Source organism: Vineibacter terrae, assembly GCF_008039615.1.
In the GTDB taxonomy this organism is placed as follows: domain Bacteria; phylum Pseudomonadota; class Alphaproteobacteria; order Reyranellales; family Reyranellaceae; genus Vineibacter; species Vineibacter terrae.
Genome location: NZ_VDUZ01000016.1, coordinates 51,196 through 71,969, shown reverse-complemented (window position 1 = coordinate 71,969; position 20,774 = coordinate 51,196). Strand labels below are relative to the sequence as shown.

20 protein-coding genes and 1 tRNA gene are annotated in these 20,774 nt (G+C 66.3%); 8 read left to right on the top strand and 13 right to left on the bottom strand.

Translation table 11 applies throughout. The features are described 5' to 3' along the window. Positions 1-60 precede the first annotated feature (60 nt). The 5 genes from metG to FHP25_RS15585 all read right to left on the bottom strand — a co-directional run bounded on the left by metG (position 61) and on the right by FHP25_RS15585 (position 7,451). Positions 61-1,770 (bottom strand): methionine--tRNA ligase, encoded by a 1,710-nt coding sequence (metG, locus tag FHP25_RS15605; RefSeq protein WP_218578400.1) that lies wholly within the window; start codon positions 1,768-1,770, stop codon positions 61-63. Between the two features lie 201 nt (positions 1,771-1,971). Further along, positions 1,972-2,751, bottom strand: a complete 780-nt coding sequence (locus FHP25_RS15600; RefSeq protein ID WP_147847871.1) for a hypothetical protein — start codon at positions 2,749-2,751, stop codon at positions 1,972-1,974. Between the two features lie 57 nt (positions 2,752-2,808). Continuing rightward, the gene (locus tag FHP25_RS15595; RefSeq protein ID WP_147847870.1) at positions 2,809-4,221 is read right to left on the bottom strand and encodes an efflux transporter outer membrane subunit; all 1,413 of its coding nucleotides are present in this window, start codon (positions 4,219-4,221) and stop codon (positions 2,809-2,811) included. A gap of 46 nt (positions 4,222-4,267) precedes the next feature. Beyond that, positions 4,268-6,253 carry a MacB family efflux pump subunit gene (locus FHP25_RS15590; RefSeq protein ID WP_147847869.1) on the bottom strand — a complete coding sequence of 662 codons (1,986 nt, stop codon included), beginning with the start codon at positions 6,251-6,253 and terminating at the stop codon, positions 4,268-4,270. A 28-nt stretch (positions 6,254-6,281) separates the two neighbouring features. Next, a complete protein-coding gene (locus FHP25_RS15585) occupies positions 6,282-7,451 on the bottom strand; it encodes an efflux RND transporter periplasmic adaptor subunit (RefSeq protein WP_218578399.1) in 1,170 nt (389 codons plus the stop codon). Positions 7,452-7,985: 534 nt separating this feature from the next. On the opposite strand from FHP25_RS15585, the gene FHP25_RS15580 reads away from it, so the two are divergent. The 4 genes from FHP25_RS15580 (at position 7,986) to FHP25_RS15565 (ending at position 9,699) form a co-directional block, all read left to right on the top strand. After that, positions 7,986-8,060 (top strand) — tRNA-Thr (locus tag FHP25_RS15580). Positions 8,061-8,267: 207 nt separating this feature from the next. Further along, positions 8,268-8,513: a hypothetical protein gene (locus FHP25_RS15575; protein WP_147847867.1), complete on the top strand. Its 246-nt coding sequence runs from the start codon at positions 8,268-8,270 to the stop codon at positions 8,511-8,513. Between the two features lie 105 nt (positions 8,514-8,618). Beyond that, positions 8,619-8,846: a hypothetical protein gene (locus FHP25_RS15570; RefSeq protein ID WP_147847866.1), complete on the top strand. Its 228-nt coding sequence runs from the start codon at positions 8,619-8,621 to the stop codon at positions 8,844-8,846. Between the two features lie 268 nt (positions 8,847-9,114). Continuing rightward, entirely contained in the window at positions 9,115-9,699 is a 585-nt protein-coding gene (locus FHP25_RS15565; protein ID WP_147847865.1) for an exopolysaccharide biosynthesis protein, read from the top strand. Positions 9,700-9,734: 35 nt separating this feature from the next. On the opposite strand, the gene FHP25_RS15560 is transcribed toward FHP25_RS15565, so the two are convergent. The 5 genes from FHP25_RS15560 to FHP25_RS15540 all read right to left on the bottom strand — a co-directional run bounded on the left by FHP25_RS15560 (position 9,735) and on the right by FHP25_RS15540 (position 13,550). Beyond that, positions 9,735-10,838 carry an SGNH/GDSL hydrolase family protein gene (locus tag FHP25_RS15560; protein WP_147847864.1) on the bottom strand — a complete coding sequence of 368 codons (1,104 nt, stop codon included), beginning with the start codon at positions 10,836-10,838 and terminating at the stop codon, positions 9,735-9,737. 147 nt (positions 10,839-10,985) lie between these two features. Next, a complete protein-coding gene (locus FHP25_RS15555) occupies positions 10,986-11,231 on the bottom strand; it encodes a GlsB/YeaQ/YmgE family stress response membrane protein (protein WP_147847863.1) in 246 nt (81 codons plus the stop codon). A gap of 240 nt (positions 11,232-11,471) precedes the next feature. Continuing rightward, on the bottom strand, positions 11,472-12,191 hold the full coding sequence (locus tag FHP25_RS15550; RefSeq protein WP_147847862.1) for a C13 family peptidase: 720 nt from the start codon (positions 12,189-12,191) through the stop codon (positions 11,472-11,474). Positions 12,192-12,426: 235 nt separating this feature from the next. Beyond that, on the bottom strand, positions 12,427-12,669 hold the full coding sequence (locus FHP25_RS15545) for a CsbD family protein (RefSeq protein WP_147847943.1): 243 nt from the start codon (positions 12,667-12,669) through the stop codon (positions 12,427-12,429). A gap of 146 nt (positions 12,670-12,815) precedes the next feature. Continuing rightward, a complete protein-coding gene (locus FHP25_RS15540; RefSeq protein WP_147847861.1) occupies positions 12,816-13,550 on the bottom strand; it encodes an NAD-dependent deacylase in 735 nt (244 codons plus the stop codon). A gap of 61 nt (positions 13,551-13,611) precedes the next feature. Between FHP25_RS15540 and FHP25_RS15535 the strand changes: the two genes are divergently transcribed. From FHP25_RS15535 to FHP25_RS15525, 3 genes are read left to right on the top strand one after another with little or no spacing between them, the layout of a single operon-like run. Continuing rightward, the gene (locus FHP25_RS15535; RefSeq protein ID WP_147847860.1) at positions 13,612-14,091 is read left to right on the top strand and encodes a low molecular weight protein-tyrosine-phosphatase; all 480 of its coding nucleotides are present in this window, start codon (positions 13,612-13,614) and stop codon (positions 14,089-14,091) included. After that, the gene (locus FHP25_RS15530) at positions 14,088-14,948 is read left to right on the top strand and encodes a fructosamine kinase family protein (protein WP_178133553.1); all 861 of its coding nucleotides are present in this window, start codon (positions 14,088-14,090) and stop codon (positions 14,946-14,948) included. The genes FHP25_RS15535 and FHP25_RS15530 overlap by 4 nt, the downstream gene beginning before the upstream one ends. A gap of 38 nt (positions 14,949-14,986) precedes the next feature. After that, positions 14,987-15,979, top strand: a complete 993-nt coding sequence (locus tag FHP25_RS15525; RefSeq protein WP_147847858.1) for a Bug family tripartite tricarboxylate transporter substrate binding protein — start codon at positions 14,987-14,989, stop codon at positions 15,977-15,979. A gap of 155 nt (positions 15,980-16,134) precedes the next feature. On the opposite strand, the gene thpR is transcribed toward FHP25_RS15525, so the two are convergent. The 3 genes from thpR to FHP25_RS15510 are packed head-to-tail and all read right to left on the bottom strand — an operon-like array spanning position 16,135 to position 18,969. Then, positions 16,135-16,680, bottom strand: coding sequence for an RNA 2',3'-cyclic phosphodiesterase (thpR, locus tag FHP25_RS15520; RefSeq protein WP_147847857.1), 546 nt, complete (start codon positions 16,678-16,680; stop codon positions 16,135-16,137). Between the two features lie 45 nt (positions 16,681-16,725). After that, positions 16,726-17,481 carry a glucose 1-dehydrogenase gene (locus FHP25_RS15515; protein WP_147847856.1) on the bottom strand — a complete coding sequence of 252 codons (756 nt, stop codon included), beginning with the start codon at positions 17,479-17,481 and terminating at the stop codon, positions 16,726-16,728. A 45-nt stretch (positions 17,482-17,526) separates the two neighbouring features. After that, complete coding sequence (locus FHP25_RS15510) at positions 17,527-18,969, bottom strand: aldehyde dehydrogenase family protein (protein ID WP_147847855.1); 1,443 nt, start codon at positions 18,967-18,969, stop codon at positions 17,527-17,529. A 155-nt stretch (positions 18,970-19,124) separates the two neighbouring features. On the opposite strand from FHP25_RS15510, the gene FHP25_RS15505 reads away from it, so the two are divergent. After that, complete coding sequence (locus tag FHP25_RS15505; protein ID WP_147847854.1) at positions 19,125-20,690, top strand: anti-phage dCTP deaminase; 1,566 nt, start codon at positions 19,125-19,127, stop codon at positions 20,688-20,690. Positions 20,691-20,774 lie beyond the last annotated feature (84 nt).

Sequence of the window (20,774 nt, the reverse complement as noted above, 5' to 3'; positions counted from 1 at the left end):
TGAGGGGCCGCCACGCTGGCACACGCCCGTCATGGGCGCGAAGGACAAACTTGTCTCGACTCAATCAGGCCGGGCGGCGACGCCCGGGCGCAAGCCGGCGCCGGCGGCCTCCAGCGCGACCCGGGTCTGCACGTCGATCCTGGGAAACAGCGGCGGCGGGACGCGGAAGCGACGGCCCGGGGGGAGCGCCGACAAGGCCTGTTCGCCATCCGTCACCCAGGCCGGCGTGTTGTCGCCTTCACCAAGATCCTGCAGCACGAGCGCAGCGGCATGGGGGATGAACGGCCACGCCGCCACCGCCGCTGTGTGCACAAGGTTGATCCCGGTTCTGACGGCCACGGCGGCCCGCGCCGGATCAGTCCTGATCGTCGACCATGGCGCCGTCTCGGCGAGATAGCCGTTCGCCAACCACCAGATCGCGCGAACCCCATCCGCCGCCTGCCGGAAGCTCAACGCCTCATGCCGCTCGCGCAGCCGGCGCAGACACGTCTCGAGATCCTGGGCCAGCCGGCGTTCGCGGGCGCCCGGCTCGCCACCGACCGGCACCGTGGCATCGAAACGCGCGGCGGCGAATGCCAGGCAGCGGTTGACCAGGTTGCCGAAGGTGTCGGCAAGGTCCTTGTCGACACCGTCGCAGAACCGCGCAGCCGTGAAATCGACATCGGCATTCTCGGGTGCGTTGGCGGCGAGCCACCAGCGCCAGGTGTCGGCAGGCAGGAGCGCCAGCGCCGTGTCGGCAAAAATGCCGCGGCGCGCGCTTGTCGAGAACTTGCCGCCCGCATGGGTGAGCCAGTTGAAGCCCTTGATGTGATCCGGCCGCTTCAACGGCAGGCCCGAGCCGATCACGGTCGCGGGAAAGCCGATGGTATGGAACGGAACGTTGTCCTTGGCCAGGAACTGGACGTAGCGCACGGCGTCGCCGCCCTCCCACCACGCCCGCCAATCCCGCCCCGGCGCTGCTGCGGCCCATTCCACGGCTGCCGCGATGTAGCCGATCGGCGCATCGAACCAGACATAGAACACCTTGTCCTCGAAGCCGGGCCGCGGCACCGGCACGCCCCATGACAGGTCACGCGTGATGCAGCGATCGCGCAATCCCTCGTCGAGCCACTTCAGGGCGATCGAGCGCACCAGCAGCGGCCAGTCGTGCCGGGCTTCGATCCAGGCCCGCAGCGGCGCCTCAAGCGCCGACTGGCGCAGGAACAGATGCCGCGTCTCGCGGAACACGATATCCGTCGCGCCGGAGAGCACCGATCGCGGCGTGATCAGATCGTCCGGGTCGAGCACGCGGGTGCAGTCCTCGCATTGATCGCCGCGGGCGTTGATGCTGCCGCAGTGGGGGCACGTGCCGACGATGTAGCGATCGGGCAGAAAGCGGCGATCGGTTGCCGACCACGCCTGGCGCACCGTGCGTTCGACGATCAGCCCGGCCGCGTCGAGGCGGCGGAACAGGTCCTGCGTCAATGCGCGGTTGGCCAGCCCCGAGCTGCGCGAGAAATGATCGAAGGCAAAGCCGAAGCGCCGGTAGATGTCGGCCTGGACCGCGTGCTGGCGCGTGCAGTACGCGGCGACGTCGAGGCCGGCGGCCTGGGCGGCAAGCTCAGCCGGCGTGCCATGCTCGTCGGTGCCGCACAGGAACAGGACCTCGTGCCCAAGCTGCCGGCAGAAACGGGCGTGGATGTCGGCCGGCAGCAGCGAGCCGGCGATGTTGCCCAGATGCTTGACGCCGTTGATGTACGGCAACGCGCTGGTGATCAGAATCCTCGTCATCGACCCCTCCGTCGTGTCCATGCGGACATGAAAAAGCCCTTCGCGAGGAAGGGCCGGAGGCGCCGGGGGCGATCGTTATCGCGCGCGCGTCACCATGCGGTCCCATCCCCGGCGTGGACGGGACGCATTCGCTGCGCGACGGCGCGATCGATATGGCTTGCGTCGACCATGGCGTGACTATGCCCGGCGGCCTGCCGAGGGTCAACCTGCGCCCTGGCGCAGGCGCCGCACGCTGCGCCACAGCAGCAGGCCCAGCAGCCATGCCACGAAGCCCAGCACCGGCATGGCGATCATGCCGGTCACCGCCGCCTCAGCACGCTGGGCCGGCGGCGTCGTGAGCTGCAGCAGCGGCGCGCCCGGCGCCGGCGTCAGGCCGAAGCGCGACGCCATTTCCATCATGCCGAGGCGATAGCGCCCGTCGCGGTCATCGACGCGGCGCACGGCATGGACCGGATAGCTCAGCGCCCGCCGGCACCAGGCCGGCTCGCCGCCGCTGCACACGCGCCATGCCGGCACCAGCGTGCCGCGCTGCCATCCCGTGGGCACCAGGGGCACCATGGCATGGTGCATTTCCGGCCCGCCCGACGGGGGGCTGGTCTTCCAGGTGACCGTGAACTCGGCGGCGACGCGCAGGTCGGTGAGGATCAGCACGTCCGCTTCCGCGTGCCGCGGGGCGTCGGCCACGGGGATCGTCACCTCGACCGTGCGCCGCGCCGCCTTGAAGTCATCGGCACCGCCCACCGCCAGGGCGGCCGGCAGCAGCGCCACGAACGTGGCGCCCAGCACCGAGAGAATCCCGGCGCGGTAGGCAAGCCACAAGCCGCACAGGGCCAGGGCCGTCAACGCGCTCAGGCCCAGCCCGTAGGAGACGAAGCCCAGGGCGGTTGGCACGACGCTCATCAGCACGAAGATGACGAGGCCCGACGCCGCCGCCTGCAGCAGCGGCAGCACCCGCTTCTCGCCCGGCTGAGGCTGCAGCATTTGTCGCAACATGGCAGGCGACCGTTGGCCGTGATATCGGCGGCGCCGACGGCGCGCCTATTGCTGCCCGATCCTCGGCACCTGCGCGGTCGCCCCGGACCAACCGCCGCCCAGCGCCTGATAGAGGCTGACCACGGCATTGATATGGGCAAGCTGCGACTGCGCCAGCGCATCCTCGGCCACGAGGACCGTGCGCTGCGCGTCGAGCACCGTCAGGAAGTCGATGGTGCCGGCACGGTAGCGCAGCTCGGCGAGCCGATAGGCCTCGCGCGACTCGGTGCGCGCCTGCAGATTGTAGGCATATTGCTGGCGGAACTGGTCGATGGCGCTCAGCGCCGTATCGACATCGCGGAAGCTCGACAGAATCGCCGTGCGGTAGGTTTCGATGAGCTCCTCGTAGCGCGCCTTGGTCAATTCCTCCTGGCCTTCGAGACGACCGCCCTGGAAGATCGGCGCGGTCAGGCTCACACCCACCGTGTAGAGCATGCTCGCCGGTGAGAACAGGCTCGCCAGCAGCGCGCTGGCAGTGCCGCCGCTTGCCGTGAGCGAGATGTTGGGAAAGCGCGCTGCGCGCGCGGCCTGGATGTCGAGATTGGCGGCGCGCAGATTGGCCTCGGCCGTGCGGATATCGGGCCGCCGCAACAGCAGCTCCGAGGGCATGCCCGAAATGACCGGCGGCAGCGTCAGTCCTTCGAGGTTGCGCGCCTGCAGCTCGAAGCCCTGCGGGTTGCGGCCCAGCAGCAGCGCCAGAGCAGCCAGGCTCTCACGCTCGGCCTGTATCAGGGCCGGCACGGCGGCCCGTTGTGTCGCCACCGAGGCCCGCTGCTGAGCGACTTCGAGATCGGATGTCGTGCCGATGCGGCGTTGCTCCTCGAGCAGCTGCAGCAGCCGAGTCGCGGTTGTCAGCGAATTGTTGGCGATGCGCACACGCTCGCGGAAGGTCAGGATCTGGAAATACGTCTGCGCCACGCCGGTGTTGATGGTGAGCGCCACTGTCTCGCGGTCGTAGCGGCTGGCTTCGACTCGTGTCGTCGCCGCCCGCGCCGTTGCGAAGTCGGCGCCGAACAGGTTCAGCTGGTAGCCCGCAGTCGGACCGATGCTGTAGGAGTTCACGGTCGCCCGACGACCGGTGAACGAGCTCGTCTGCGAGCTGCGTTGGAGTGATCCATCGAAGCCGATGGTCGGATACACGGCCGCGCCGGCGACCTTGGCCTGCGCCTCGGCCTGGGCGATACGCGCCACGGCCGCCTTCAGGTCGCGGTTGCCGGCCGCGGCCTCGCTCATCAGGCGGTCCAGCTCCGGGCTGCGGAAGACCTGCCACCAGGCGAGGTCCGGCCAGACGCCGGTGCCCTGATTGCTCCACTGCCAGTGCTCGGGAACGTCGACCTGCTCGGGCTGGTAATCGGGCCCCAGCGCGGAGCACCCGGCAAGCGTGCCGGCAAGGGCGATCGAGACAAGAAGGCGACGCATCACGACACTCACACCATCGGGCAGGGAAGTTGAGCTGAGGACGTCATCAGTCTGCGGCCAGGGCCACGACGGGATCGAGGTTGGCCGCCTTGCGTGCAGGCAGATAGCCGAAGAGCAGCCCGGTGGCAAAGGCGCAGGCAAAAGCCAGGATGACGGGCCCGGCCGAGAACATCACCGGGCGGCCGAGCTGGGCGAACGCCCAGGCAGCGCCCAGCCCGGCCACGACACCGATCAGGCCGCCGATGGCGCACACCACCAGCGCTTCGGTGTTGAACTGCAGCAGGATATTGAAACGCCGGGCGCCCGTGGCCATGCGGATGCCGATCTCGCGCGTGCGCTCGGTGACGCTGACCAGCATGACGTTCATCACGCCGATGCCGCCGACCAGCAGCGAGATCGCCGCGATCGAGCCGAGCAGGATGGTGAGCGTGTTCTGGGTCTCGGTCGCGGCCTCCAGGATCGAGGCCATGTTGCGGATCTGGAAATCCTCCGACTTGTGCCGCGCGATCAGCAGCTGGCGGATCGCCTCCTGGGTTTCGTCGATCCGGCTGACATCCTCGACCTGCACGGTGATCGACCGCACATAGCGCTGGCCGAACAGGCGCAAGGCGCCTGTCGTGATCGGGGTGAAGACGATGTCGTCCTGGTCGGCGCCGTACGGCGACGCGCCCTTGGCGCTCATCACGCCGATGACCTGGAACGGCACGTTGTTGACCAGCACGAAGGTGCCGATCGGATCGGTGCCGTCGACATAGAGCGCGCGCACCACCGTCTGGCCCAGCACGATCACGGGCGTGTAGCTCTTGACGTCGGTGTCGCTGAAGAAGGTGCCGCTGGCCACCGGCCAGTCGCGGGCCTGCGGGAAGAACTGCGAGGTCCCGTCCGCCTGGGTGACATAGTCGCGGCTCTGATAGCGCACGGTGACCTGGCCGGGATACTCGGGCACTGCCACCGCCACGTTCGGAAGATCGTCGATGGCATCGGCATCGGCCGGCACCAGCGTGGCCGTCAACGCACCTGCCATGCGCACATTGGGCGCGCCCGGCCGGATCAGCAGCAGGTTGGTGCCCATGGCGGTGATGCGGCTCAGCACCTGCTGCTTGGCGCCGTCACCGATCGCGAGCATGGCCACCACCGACGCGACGCCGATGATGATGCCCAGCAGGGTCAGCAATGTGCGCATCAGGTTGGCGCGCAGCGCGCGCAGCGCCATCTTGCCGGCTTCGATCGTGTCCGGGATCGCCGACGCGCGGTGCTCCGTGCGGCGCTGCAATGCCGCGGCCGCGCCCGGCGGCGGTGCGGTCGTGCCGCGATCGGTGACGATATGACCGTCCTTGATCTCGATGACGCGCCGCGCCTGCGCCGCCACCGCCGGGTCATGGGTGATCAGCAGCACGGTATGGCCGGCGGCATTGAGGTCGTGCAGCAGACGCATGACCTCCTCGCCGCTTTTGCTGTCGAGCGCGCCGGTCGGCTCGTCGGCCAGGATCACCGCGCCGCCGTTCATCAGCGCCCGGGCGATCGACACGCGCTGCTGCTGGCCGCCCGAAAGCTGGCTCGGCCGATGGTTCAGCCGCTCGCCCAGCCCCAGGGTGGTGAGGATCTCCTGGGCCCGCTGCACGCGCGCGCCATGCGGCACGCCGGCGTAGATCGCCGGCACCTCGACATTCTCGGTCGCCGTGGCGCTGGCCAGCAGGTTGTATTGCTGGAAGATGAAGCCGAAGGCCTCGCGGCGCAGCAGCGCGCGGCGATCGGCATCGAGTGAAGACACCTCCTCGCCGTCGAATCGATAGCTGCCCGAGGTCGGCCGATCGAGCAGGCCGATCAGGTTCATCAGCGTCGACTTGCCCGAGCCCGAGGCACCCATGATGGCGACGAACTCGCCGGGGTGGATGTCGAGCGAGATGCCGTGCAGCACCTCGGTCGCCACGTCGCCACGCATATAGGTCTTGGTGATGTCGCGCAGCTCGATCAACGGCGCGCCCGCAGCGGCCGGATCGACGCGCGGCGCGCCCGGTGAAGCCTCGTTCATGCGGGATCCGCCCGCGACCAGCCGGTGCTCATAGCCTCGGCATCCTCGTGCCGGCGGGCTTGGACGCCGGCTTCGCCGCCGGGGCACCAGCGTCGCTGATGACGACCTCGTCACCCGGCTTGAGGCCGGATCTGACCTCGGCCGAGACGCGATTCATCACGCCGACCTCGATGGTGCGCTCGACGATGCCGCCGTTCTCGGCCACGCGCACGCGATACATCTTCTTGCCGTCGGGCGCCGGGCCGCGGCCAGGCCGCAGCGCCGTCACCGGCACGAGCGGCACCTGCCTCGCCGCGCCGACGATGAAGAAGACCTGGGCGCTCATCTGCGGCAGCAGGTCGCCTTCGGGGTTCTCGACCTCGAACAGCGACGAATAGAGCACGACGTTGTTGACCACCTCGGGCGTCGGCAGGATCTGGCGCAGCTTGCCGAAGCGCTTGCGGTCAGGCTGCCCCAGCGTCGTGAAATAGGCCTGCATGCCGATCTTCAGCCGCGGCACGTCGGCCTCGGACACCTGGGTCCAGACGGTCATCGGATCGAGGTCGGCGATGCGCAGGATGATCGGCGCCTGCTGGTTGGCATTCAGCGTCTGGCCCTGCTTGGCGGTGATGTTGACGACGGTCCCCGACATGGGGGCATAGATCTTCGTGTAGTTGAGGTTGGCGCGGTCACCGTTCAAGGTCGATTCGGTCTGCTGGATCTGCGCCTCGATCATGGCGATCTGCGCCGCCGCGATCTTGAGGTTGGCGTCGGCGATGTCGTGCGCGTCCTGGCTGGTCGCCTTCGACGCCAGCAGATCCTTCTGCCGCTTCAGCTGCTGCTCGGCGAGCATCTTCTGCGCCTGCTTGTCGGCGAGCTGGGCCTTGAGGCTCTGGAGCTGCGCTTCGTCGGCGCTGACCTTGGCCTGGTATACGGTCGGGTCGATCTGGGCCAGCTGCTGGCCCTTTTCCACCTTGGCGCCGAAATCGACCGTGATCCGCTGCAGCTGGCCGGACACCTGGGTGCCGACATCGACGTACTCGCGCGGCTGCAGGGTGCCGACGGCCGATACCGTATCCTCGATGTCGCCCACCGTGACCTTCAGGGTGAGCGGCGCGCTGCCGGGCGTGCTGCCGCCGGACCACAGCAGCCACCCGCCGATCGTCGCAGCGGCAAGGACCGGCAGGGTGATCAGGGCGAACGTGGCGCGGCGCGGCATGGAGGGGAGCAAGGAGGAGGGCGTGGACATACCTGGGCCAACTATTCTGTCGGAATCCTGACACCGTACGGCCGCAGCGGCCCCGGCATCCCCCGGAGGACGGCTGGAAGGTGCCCAGTGACATGGCGGGAACAGGCGGCAGACCGCCCGTGAAACGCTCGCACGATCATAGCCGTTTACGGCGAAAGGCGGGCGTTGGTGTCTGGTGTTCGCCTCTCACCTCATTATGAGTGTACAATCATTCAACGTCCAACACCCCTGCAGCAAGTGCGCGAAGCTCGGGAAGGCAATTTCCCCAAAAATTCCAAACACTTGAGAACCATCAAACCTCACGGCGGGAAGCACCGCCAACTGCGCGAAGCCTGAGCCTGGACGAGAGGTCGCCCCCGCTGGGCGCCGATATGTGCGCCAGCCGAGCCGCGAGCAACGGTACGAAACGAGGCGTCGAAAATAAACTTCGGGCGGGCCCGGTCTGGCCGCTTTGCAGCTCCCGGCCTTGCGGCGCCGGCCCGTTTCCCGTATGACCGCGCCCGCGCCCCGATAGCTCAGCGGTAGAGCAACCGCTTCGTAAGCGGTAGGCCGTTGGTTCAAATCCGACTCGGGGCACCATTCTTCAAGGACTTAGGCCGGGGTCAGCCCGGCCTTTTCTTTGGAATTGCCCCGGGTAGGCGCGAGGTAGCGACCATCCCGGGGTAGCCTCTGCCGGCGCGAGAAAGCCGGTTGGGAAGAGGCAAGGAAATCTAATATCCTTCCTGCACACAGAATGCTCTTCGTTGACGCGTCCGCCACGGGCCCGACCGGGCGAGAGGTGACGTCATGCATCGCCGACTGCTCAGCATCATCCACGCGGCTGCGCAGGAGTCTCCTCGCCGTTATGCCGACGCGGAGCTGGTCAAGCGCATCTATGGCGAACGGAGGTTTACTGCGGGTCTGACCCGCCTGCTGGAAGACGGTTTTGTCGTGCGCGACGGTCCTGCCGGAACGATCTCCCTCACTGCTGCAGGCGAACACGCAGCGCTGATCGGGCCTGGTTCGAGGCGCTCCACGAAGCGAAGGCGATGAGGGGCCCGGCGCGCGGCCGGTCGATGGTGCGCCAACGATCGAGGAGATTGTCGAAGCTTCGATGGGGTATCCATGACAGGTGGTCCGCTCATGTGGACCTGGCGGATGGCGATCGTCGCCTTTGCGGCAGATGGCCTGGCCAGCGTCAGCGGTCTTCCACAGGTCGCCAGCGTAACCGTCATGCTGGCGATCTGGTGGACAGAACTGTCGCTGGCGGATTGGTTTCTCCGCAATCCCCTGGGCGACCTGCGGCGCGTGTTCGCGCTCATCCTCTTGCGGTTGGGCCAACCGGTGCTCTGGGTTCTAGCCATATTCGGGATCGTTGCCGCCTAACCGAACATGATCGTGGAGACGACCACCAGCTACGGACAGAGCTGCCGTATCGCGTCGTTCTGCTGGCGGAGCTCGGGCGAGCGCCGTTCGTCGCCCGAAAGCAACCTTTGCCGTGCAGCCTCGTTTGGGAATTGAGAGCTACAGCTTTGCCCCGGGCTTTTAGCGGTGCCACGGCCGGCTCAGCTTCCAATAAGGAGGAGCGTCTGGTCGCTGCACCTGGGCAGGCATAGCAATCCGCGCATTCGATGGCTCGTGTGGTGTCGTAGAGATGGATATCCGCCCACCGACGTCGAGCGTGCTGCGCTGCATTCTGAATGAAGCGCACGGCGAGCACATGACCCTGGCCAGCATGCTGGAGGCTCTGGGGGACCGCTCGTTCGGTGTGGTGATGCTGTTGCTGGGGCTGCTGGCGCTTGTGCCCAGTCTTTCGATCGTCACCGGGGTTTTGTTGATGTGGCCAGCGTTCCAAATGATCATGGCGCGCCGCGCACCCTCCTTGCCACGCTGGATATCACAGCGACCGTTGCTGACAGCACGGTTGACGAGGCTTGTTGATCGGGTCGTGCCTGTCCTGGTCTGGATGGAAAGGATGGTACGACCACGCTGGCGCACGCCGTTCGAGTCGACCAAGCGCGTCGTCGGCGCTGTGATCGTCCTCCTGGCTTTAACCATGCTTGGGCCCGTGCCGTTCAGCCACGTCTTGCCTGCGCTGGTTATTGTGCTCATAGCATTCGCCTACCTGGAGGAGGACGGCGCCCTGCTGACCATAGCACTCGGCGCAGCACTCCTGTCCCTGGCGATCACGGTGGCTACCGTGTGGGGGACCATTCTCGGAATTGAAGCCATTGATTGATTGATTGATGGACGAACCGGTCCGAGAACGAAAGCCTACCAGCCTAGCTGATGCGCGATCATCGTGGCCGTCAAACGGTTGCCGGCATCGTTCATGTGACCGCTGAAGTAGTATCGCCAAACGCCATCGGTGCGGACTGCGGCTTCCAGGCCAGGACGCGTATCGAGCGTCTGCAGCTGGTTCGCGCGGGCGCAAGCCAGCAAGTTCTCCGCGACTTGAACCTCATGCTGGAAGGCCGGGGCCTGCAGCCACGCGTTCGGCGTGTACTGCGCCACCACCAAGACCTGCATGCCATAGGTTTCGCCCAGCCGTCGCAGCCGGTCCATGAGCAGGCAAGCGACGCGCTCGCCCTGATCATGGGCAGGCTCGAAATACGAGGGCTGGTCGTACGACCAATAGGCTGTCAGCTTCAGGCGACGCATCACGGCGTCGACCAGGAAGGAGTAGCCCAGAACGCGGCGCACGGGATCCAGCCGTGCATCGACACGCGGCAGCTTCACGGGGACGTTGCGTAGCACCAGCGTGCCGCGTTCGATGTCGAAATACGGCTTGTCGACTCCCCATAGGATGCGCATGCGGGCGCGATTGACGTCATCGGCGATGAAGCTTACCAGCAGCACGCCGGGGCGGACGATTGGCACGAGCCGCTCTGCGCGTAGCACTGCCTGATCGATGCCGTAGCCGGACACGCCGCCGTTGAGCACACGACGGTCAATCATGCCTTCGAGATAGACCGGCCAGGTTTCGTCATCGGCTGCCTGTTCGCCCATGGCGTAGGAGTCGCCGACGGCCAGAACCGGTGATGTCTCATCCAGGGATTCCGAATGCAGGCGCCGATGCGCCCGCAGGCCGTTCTCGTCGAACGTCAGGACTTTGCCGCTCTCGCTGTCGACCTCGCTGTAGCCCGGGCGCGGCACGTAGCCGAGCCCCGTGTCGTGCTGCATCGTGCGCCAGCCGCGCGCCAGCAACCGCGGATTCTCGATGAAATTACCGAATTCCCATCGCCTCTCGCCGGAGCCCAGCAGCCTGACGGCAAACTCGGCGGCGAGCAGCGCAACGGTCAAACTGGCGAGGACCATCGCGGTGCCGATCGACGCCTGCGTCAGACGTGATCGGCGGGAGCGGGTATGCGCTTTCATTGCGACTCGATACAGGGCCGGGACTTCGGCACAGCACCATGCAAAGACTAGAGAAGCGGATCGCCTGGCGCGTGTGACCAACGCATGACGAAAAAGTCGGCGCGATCATCCCCACGCATGCCAGGCATTGCTAGCACGCTCCTGCCGTCACACCCGCCGCAACAGCTTGATCACGACCAGGACGATGATCGCGCCTGCCGCGGACGAGAAAATGGTGGAGATGACGCCCGCGCCGAGCGACACGCCAAGCCGGGGAAAGAGCCAGCCGGCGACAATCGCCCCGACGATACCCACAATGATGTCGCCGATCAGGCCGAAGCCGCGACCACTCACGACCAGGCCAGCAATCCAGCCCGCCAGGGCACCGACAATGATCCAGATGAGCAAAGACATCACAGCGCCTCCGTCTGGCGTTCCTGGCTTTCATCACTTCCCGTCTCTGGCGCCGGCGGACCGAATGCCCTGGGTACCTGGAAACATCAGGCCTGCTTGATACTGATGCCGCTCATATTACGACACATTGACCGATAGTGATCGCCAGGACTGCGACTCTGTCGAGAAGATGCGGCAGGTCAATACCCAGCCGGCCGGCGGCACGTCCGTGGCCCAGATTCGCAGGAGGCCGGCTCGCACCTACCGCCCGGGGATGCGGAGGTTGGACACCAAGGGGCCGATATAGGCTTCCGGCTTCGACACCGGCACGCGCAGCCAGTCCTCGCGCTCCTCGACGCAAGGCAGGGCCTGCTGGAACATATCGCGCCACGTGGCGGCGCCGGCGTCGTAGGCCTTGATCAGGCAGCGCTCGAAATTCAGGTGCCGTTCGGTCGTCGTGGCACCATAGGAGACCGTGGTCGGCGAGGCCGACGCCAGCACGATCCGCTTGGGGTGCCGGGTCATGGCAGTGGTGATCATCGCGCTGCTGTAGCAGCCCGACAGGATGAGCACCTGGGGGCGGCTACCGCACGACTCCGTGACGTAGCGGTCCAGCTCGCTGGCGGTCAGATACTGCTGGCTCTTGTCGAGCGCGAGGTAGATGCCGCGACGATTGGCGTGAGACGTTATGAAGAAGAGGCAGGCGGCAGTTTCCGGACGGGCAATTTGCGCGAAGGCGGCGCGGATCTCGTCGTGGGTCGTCAGCGACGCACCCGAGCGGTCGGCCTGCTCGGGTGTGGCCGTGAGCACGCGGATGTTGCTGACACCCACGCCGCGCAGGCGTTGAGCAATATCCTCCGTGGCGTAGTCGTAGTTCGCATTGTCATTGTGCCCTGCGGCCAGCAGGACACCCCAATGCACCGGCGTCAGGCCGACACCGAGCGACAGCTGCACAACCTCGCGCGTATCGGCACCGGCCATGCGCAACGGCAGCGCGCACAGAGCCAGAAGAACCGCCAAGCAGTAAAATGGACAAACGACACGGTGGCCCCCGCCGCCCACAGTATCGGGATGCGCATCTGACCTCTCCCCGACAGAGTTCAGATCTTTCCACTACTGCAACCAGGCGTGAGGATGCCTCAGCCGCGGGCCTGCGTCACCGGGCAATAATAGCCGATACTTGCATTTTTACTGGCCGGAGCCGGCGTTCCTGTCGCTATCGCTGGCGCTTTTCCCACGTCTGCACCTGCCGCTCGGCCTCCTCGCGCGACACGCCATAGCGCACCTGGATCTTGCCGATAAGCTGGTCACGCCGCCCCTCGATCTCGAGAAGGTCGTCGTCGGTCAGCTTGCCCCATTGCTCTTTCACGACACCTTTCGTGTCCGTCCAGCTCCCCTTGATCTTCTCCCAGACCGACGGCGGCACGGTCGTGGGTGGCGGATTGCCGGTTTGCGCCATCACCGGCACGGCTGCCAGCGACACGCAGCCCAGAGCCAACGCGAGCATGATCGAACGCACGATCGTTTCTCCAGCATCAATCAGCCGACCAACGTCCACAGCTCGCGTACGTTCCTTCGCGCGGCGGCGCACCGCCGCCGGCTCTGCTACCTCCAGCCGGTCTTCAGCACCTTCTCGACATAGGCCGGCACGACCTCGGTTGCCGGACCATAAATGCGCTCGCGAAACAGCGAATGGCCGTCCGACGGCTCAAGGTTCAATTCCGCCGTGTGGGCGCGCGGCACATGGCGGCGGACGTGCTGCACGAAGCCGGCGGCGGGGTAGACCATGCCCGAGGTGCCGACCGACAGGAACAGGGTGCAGCGATCGAGCGCGGCATAGATCTCGTCCATGCGCAGCGGCATCTCGCCAAACCATACGACGTGCGGCCGCAGCTGCCCCCGGGCGCCGCAATGGGCGCACAGCGTCTGCGTATCCAGCCTCATGTCGGAATCGATGACGGTGTCGCAGGCCATGCAGCGGATCTTCCCGGACTGGCCGTGCATGTGCAGCACGTTGCGTGAGCCGGCACCTTCGTGCAGCAGATCGATGTTCTGCGTCACGATCAGCACCTCGCCGGGCCACTCGCGCTCCAGCCGCGCCAGCGCGGCATGAGCGGCGTTGGGCCGGATGTTGGCGCCGCTGAACCAGGTGAGGCCTTCGTTGTAGAAATCGAGCACCTTCTGCTTGTTGCGGTGCCAGGCCTCGATGGTCGCGACCTCCTCGAGATCGTACCGGGTCCACAGCCCGTCCTCGTCGCGGAACGTGTCGATGCCGGACTCCTTCGAGATCCCGGCCCCAGTCAACACGACGATGCATGCCTGCCCGACGTCCTGGTGCATACGCTGCCTCCGTTTTGGGGTACAAGCATAACGCTTTCACGCCCCGGAGAGGCAGAGGCACATGATCGGCGTCCTGTTCATCTGCACCGGCAATATCTGCCGCTCGCCCACGGCCGAAGGCGTGTTCCGCGCCATGGTCGCCCGGGCCGGGCTCGAAAGCGGCTTCGTGATCGATTCGGCCGGCACCTATGACGGCCATGTCGGCCAGCCGCCGAGCCGCGAGGCGGTGCGCGCCGCAGCCCGGCGCGGCTACGACCTCGCCGCGTTGCGGGCCCGACAGCTCGTGGCCGACGATTTGCGCCGCTTCGACCATGTGCTGGCGATGGACCGCGGCCATTTGCGGGCGCTGCGCGCCATGGCGCCACCGGACCTGAAGGACAAGCCGCGGCTCTTCCTCGACACGGCACCGCATCTGGGCCTGCAGGAGGTGGACGACCCCTGGTACGGCACCACCGCGGACTACGAGCGCGCCCTTGACACGATCGAGGCCGGCTGCGCGGCCCTGCTCGAGCATCTGCGCGCCACGTCGTTGACGGCGTGACGATCGTCGATCACTTGGAGGCGGCGCTGGGCCGGCGGCCCGTGGCAGTGGCGCCGCTGGCGGATGGCGGCCATGGCGCGCAGGTGTGGCGCGTCGATCTCGGCAGCGACCGGCTGATCGCCAAGACCGCGGCGCGGCACCTGGCAAGCGAAGGCCGCATGCTGCGAGACCTGGCCGCCGCCGGCTGGCCAGTGCCCGCGGTGCATGCCAGCGACGATCGGCTCCTGGTGATGGACTGGGTCGATCATGACGGCAGCGGCCTTTCCGACGACGGCGCCGCGGCTTTCGCCGAACGCCTGGCGGCGCTGCATCAGGCGCCCGTTCCGGCCGACGGCCAGGCGCCGTTCGGCTACCGCTATGACGTGATGATCGGCGGCATGCCGCAGATCAACGAGCGCTGGGACACCTGGGTGGCGTTCTTCCGCTGGAAGCGCCTATGGACCGCGGCGTGGCTGGCCAGCCGCAGCGGCAGGCTGCCGGCCGGGCTGATGCAGCGCATCGAGCATCTTGGCACGCGCCTGGAAGACTGGCTGCAGGAGCCGGCCCAGCCGGCGCTGATCCACGGCGATCTCTGGGCCGGCAACGTGCTCTGCCGGCGTGGACATGTGGTGGCGGTGATCGATCCCGCCATCTCATGGAGCCATCCCGAGATCGAGATCGCCTTCACAACCCTGTTCGGCGGCTTCCCGAAGGCATTCTACGAGCGCTACGGCGCGCTGGCACCGCTGGCGCCCGGCTTCGGCACGCAGCGCCGTGCCCTCTACAACCTGTATCCCCTCCTGGTGCACGCGGCGCTGTTCGGCGAGCCCTATCCGGCACAGATCGCGCGCACGCTGGACCGCTACCTGCCCGCATGATCAAGTGACGTGAACAGCAAGGGACACAGAGAGGCCACATGCTCCGTTCCATATCGCGACGCCGCGCGCTGATCGCCGGCAGCACGCTGCTTGCCGCGCCCATGATCGCGCGCGGCGGCCTGGCGCAGGGCGGCTACCCGAACAAGCCGATCCGCATCGTCGTCGGCTTCGCGCCGGGCGGCGCCACCGACATCCTGGGGCGGGTCGTGGCCAGCCACCTGCAGACGGCATGGAGCACGCAGGTGATCGTCGAGAACCGTCCCGGCGCCGGCGGCAATGTCGGCGCCGACGTCGTCGCCAAGGCGCCACCCGACGGCTACACGCTGCTGCTGGGCACGGTCGGCTCGGCCGTCACCAACCAGTTCCTGTACAAGAGCATGCCGTACGACACCGCCACGGCATTCGCGCCGGTGGCGCTGGTCGGCGAGGTCGCCAATGTGCTGGCGGTGCACCCCGACGTACCAGCCAAGACCGTGCAGGAATACATCGCGTTGGCCAAAGCCAAGCCGGGGCAGCTCAACTACGGCTCGCCAGCCGTCGGCGGCACCGGCCATCTCGCGATGGAGTATTTCAAGTCGCTGACCGGCATCGAGGTCGAGCACATCGTCTACAAAGGCAGCGCGCTGGTCATCCAGGACCTGCTGCCCGGCCGCATCCCGTCGGTCATGGACAACCTGCCGGTCTACCTGCCGCATATCCGCTCGGGCGCCATCCGCGCCCTGGCGGTGACGTCGTCCAAGCGCTGGTTCAACCTGCCCGACGTGCCCACCATCGCCGAGTCGGGCGTGCCCGGCTATGACGCGGCCCCGTGGTGGTATGTATCGGCGCCGGCCGGCACGCCGGCGGACATCGTCAAGAAGCTCAGCGACGAGATCGGCCGCGGCATCCGGCTGCCCGATATCGAGAAGAAGATTCGCGACGCCGGCGCGGCGCCGCTGCCCGGCACCTCGGACGAGCTGGCCAAGCACATCGCCGCCGAGACCGTGAAGTGGAAGAAGGTCGCCGACGCGGCGGGGCTGAAGCCGGAGTGATTTCTTCTCTCCGGCAAGCGGGAGAGATGGGTTCGATAGCGCCCGGCAGATGAGGACTCCACGCGAGGCGCGTCGTCCTTGGTCCCTCACCTTCCCATTGCGCTTCGCGCAATGGGCCCCTTCCTCTCCCGCTTGCGGGAGAGGAGATAACTCCCTCAATACCCGAGCGGATACTCGGCCTCGACGGTGTAGACCGCGCCGTCGGGGCGTGTATGGCTGGCATAGAGCCGGAAGCAGTCGACCTCGAACGGCCCGAAGCGCCTGAGGTTGTTGCTGGCGACGAACTGCGCGATGTGATGGCCCATCTCGGCGCGACGGTTGAAGCGCGCCAAGGTGACGTGCGGGCGGAACTTGCGGCGATCGAGCGTCACACCCTCGCCGCGCAGCACCGTGCTCACCTTCTCCTGCAGCCGCAGGAGGCCCGGGTTCGGCGCCACCGCCGCGTACAGCACCTTGGGCGTGCGGCCTTCGACGAAGTGATCCACGCCGGCGATCTCGAGGTCGAGCACCGGGCCGTCGATCGTGCCCAGCGCCTCGGCGATGTCCCGCTGCAGACCGCCATCGACGCTGCCGATGAACGCCAGCGTGACATGGAAATTGTCCGACGGCACCCAGGCGGCATCGGGGATCCCTTCCTGCAATGCCGCCAGGTCATCGGCGACATCTTCAGGCAGCGGCAGAGCAACGAACAAACGAAGCATGACGGACACCGTCGAGCCCTTCTCCCGCTTGCGGGAGAAGGAAAATCAAATGCAGCGGCCACCGTCGACCGGCAGGTCGACGCCGGTGATGAACGACGATTCGTCCGACGCCAGGAACACTGCGGCATTGGCATGATCGAGCGGCTGGCCCAGGCGGCCCAGCGGCACGGTGGCGTTGAAGCGCGAGCGGTTGTCGGCGTTGTCGCCACCCATGAAATGGGCCAGCAGCGGCGTTTCCGTGGCCACCGGGCAGATGGCGTTGAAGCGGATGTTCTTGGGCCCGAACTCGGCCGCCATCGCCTTGACCGCGATGATCACCGCGCCCTTGGTGGCGTTGTACCAGACCAGGCCCGGCCGCGGCCGGATGCCGGCGGTCGAGGCGATCACGATCATGTTGCCGGACTTCTGCGCTTCCCACACCGGCACGCAGGCGCGCGCGGCCTGGTAGACGCCCTTGACGTTGACCGCGAACATCCGGTCGAACTCGTCCTCGGTGACGTCGAGCATCGGCTTGTTCCAGTGCGTGACGCCGGCATTGGCGACGAACACGTCCATGCGGCCGAAGCTCTTGGTCGCTGCCGCCGCCATCGCCTCGTTGGCCGCCAGCCTGGTGACGTCGCCCTCGCAGAAGACGGCGCGGCCGCCTTTGTCGGTGATGTCCTTGGCCACCTTCTGGCCGTTGGCGGCATTAACGTCGTTGACGACCACGGCCGCGCCTTCCTCGGCCATCCGCCGTGCGATCGCCTCGCCGATCCCCTGGCCGGCACCCGTCACGATCGCGACCTTGTCCTTCAGACGCATGATGTCCTCCCGGTTCGTTCTTCCCCGTCTGGCGGGAAAGGAAAATCACCCGTGCTGGATGGCGACCGTCTTCAGCGTCGAGAAGTCGTGCAGCGCCGTGAAGCCCTTCTCGCGGCCGAAGCCCGAGCCCTTGACGCCGCCGAAGGGCAGCTCGATGCCGCCGCCGGCGCCGTAGTTGTTGATGAACACCTGACCTGCCTTGATCGCCTTGGCCAGCCGCATCTGCTTGCCGCCGTCGCGCGTCCAGACGCCGGCCACCAGGCCGTAGGGCGTGGCGTTGGCGATGCGGATGGCGTCGGCCTCGTCACGGAAGCGGATCGCGGCCAGCACCGGCCCGAACACCTCCTCCTGCGCCAACACGTGGCCGACCGGCACGTCGCCGTAGACCTGCGGCGCCACGTAATAGCCGCCGGCCGGCGCGTTGGCAGCGGTCTCGCCCGCTGCCAGCAGCTTGACGCCGGCCGCGGCAGCCTTGCCGACGAAGCCGTCGACGCGCTCCTTCTGCTTGCGCGAGATCAGCGGGCCGACATCGAGATCGCGGTCCCACGGGCCGGCGCGCAGGGCCTTGAACTTCTCGGCGACGCGCCCGACGAAGCTGTCATAGACCTTGTCCTCGACCAGCAGCCGCGAGCCCGCCGAGCAGGTCTGGCCAGCATTCTGGATGATGGCGCGGGTGATGAACGGCAGCGCCGCGTCCATGTCGGCATCGGCGAACACCACCTGCGGGCTCTTGCCGCCCAGCTCCATGGTGCAGGGCCGGTTGAACCTCGCCGACGCCGCCTGCACCAGCGCGCCGACCTGGCGCGAGCCGGTGAAGCTCAGGTGATCGATGCCGGGATGGTCGGCCAAAGCCGCGCCGGCCTCGACGCCGAGACCCGGCACGATGTTGATGGCGCCGGGCGGGAAGCCGACCTCCAGCATCAGCTCGGCGACGCGCAGCACCGACAGGCAGGCCTCCTCGGCCGGCTTCATCACCACTGAATTGCCCATGGTCAGCGCGCCGCACGCGGTGCGGCCGAAGATCTGCATGGGATAGTTCCACGGGATGATCTGGCCGCACACGCCGTGCGGCTCGCGCAGAGTGAAGACGGTATAGCCGTTGAGGTAGGGGATGGTCTCGCCGTGGATCTTGTCGGCCGCGCCGCCGTAGAACTCGAAGTAGCGCGCCAGCGCGCTGGCATCGGCGCGCGCCTGCGAGATCGGCTTGCCGGTATCCTTGGCCTCCAGCACCGCCAGCTCCTCGGCGTGGTCGGCCACATTCTGGGCCATCTTCGACAGCAGCCGGCCGCGCTCGACCGCCGTCATCCGCCCCCAGGCGCCGCCTTCCAGCGCCGCCCGCGCCGCTCTCACCGCGCGATCGATATCCTCGGCCACGCCGCGCGCGATCCTGGCGAACTCGGCGCCGTCGCTGGGGTTGAACACCGGCAGCGCCGCGCCGGACGCAGGCGGGCGCCAGTCGCCGTTGATGAGGATCTGACCGTCGGGCATCGGAAAACCTGCAGGATTGAGATCTCAGAGCTTTTTTAATGAGATTGCGAGCGATCGCAATAGTTTCGGCATTCAGCAGATTCTTATCGCCGGTTGCATAAGATCGTATACTATCTCGCAATCAAACGCCTCTGAGCGCAACGGGAATTGACATAATGAAGAATGGTCCAGTTGCTCTAGCACCGCTGCGGGATGCCGAGGTGTTCATCGGATTGGTTGGGCCAGTTGGAACCGATTGGCAAACGGCGACGTCGTGCATTGAGCAGAGCTTGGCGGTGTTCGATTACACGACGAAGCACGTCCGGCTCTCAGACATCATCAGGATGTATGGAAGAGGCGTAAACTTGCCGGCCGGTCGCGCAAGTGAAGATGCGCGTCTCGAGAGATACATGCGTGCTGGCGACCGCCTACGAAGGACAGCAAGCGACTCGTCCATACTGGCGCAGCTCTCAATTCGACTTATCGAGGAGCATAGGTTCTCCGAGAATCGCCATGTACGGCCTCGTGCATGGCGGTACTTCAAACCTCTCTCACGAGGCGCCTATGTTCTCAACTCGCTCAAGCACCCTGATGAAATAGACTTTCTGCGCCGTGTGTACGGCGACCTGTTTTTTGTCGTTTCCTTGTATTCCCCAAGGGATAGCCGTGTGAACCGGCTGGCGAAGATCATCGCTCAATCAAAGCAAATTACGGATCCATCCTCCTGCCGCGCGGACGCCGAACGGTTGATCGAGATGGATGCGAGCGCAGGCGACAACGAATATGGTCAGAGCGTGCGCAACGCGTTTCCCAAGGCAGACGTCTTTGTTGAAGTCAGCGACGCCGCGTCGACTTACCGACAACTGAATCGGTTCTTTGAGGTCATCTTCGGCCACCCTTTCCACACCCCGACTCGCTCCGAATACGCGATGTTTCTGGCCCGCGGCGCCGCTCTGCGCTCAGCCGACCTCGCGAGGCAGGTAGGCGCGGTTGTCATGAACGATATGGGCGAGTTGATCGGTGCGGGATGCAACGACGTGCCAATGGCCGGAGGCGGCGTTGTTTGGGTGGACGACCCCCTCGGGGCAGACTTGCGGGACTATCGGATTGGATACGACTCCAACGCGATGAAGAAGCACGAGATCCTGGAGGAAATCTTCTCTGCGCTTAAGGAAGAGAAATGGCTGACCACCAACATTCGGGCTCGCGGGGTTCAGCGGCTGGCGCATGCCGCCTTACACGGGCCGTCGCGGCGGGGACGTTCCGTTGGGATGCTGGAAGGTACTCGTGTCGACAACGTCATTGAATACGGCAGGATCGTCCACGCCGAGATGAACGCGTTGATGGAAGCTCTCCGGAAGGGCATCTCTGTCAGAAATACGGACCTCTACTGCACGACGTTTCCGTGCCACATGTGCGCGAGGCACATCATTTCCGCTGGAATCCGTCGCGTGGTGTACATCGAACCCTATCCGAAGAGCTTGGTCGGCGAACTCTACGGACGTGAAGTTGCCATCGAGCCCACGTTTGAGGACGCATCGGTCGTGCAGTTTGTGCCGTTTATAGGCATCGCGCCGCGACGATACGAGCAGTTGTTCAGCCTGCCTAGACGTAAGGACAGCCTTGGACGAGCCGTCAGGTGGGAACCGAGAACAGGGCAGCTCAGAAGCACGCCCGTGAGTTGGTCCTATATCGACAACGAGGCGGAAGTTATCTACCATGCTTTGCGTATCATTTCTTAAGTTGAGTTATATCAACTCATTGGCCGACGGAGTTCACATGGATGCCGGATCGAAATTGCATGCGGCTGCCGTCAAGCTGATGGT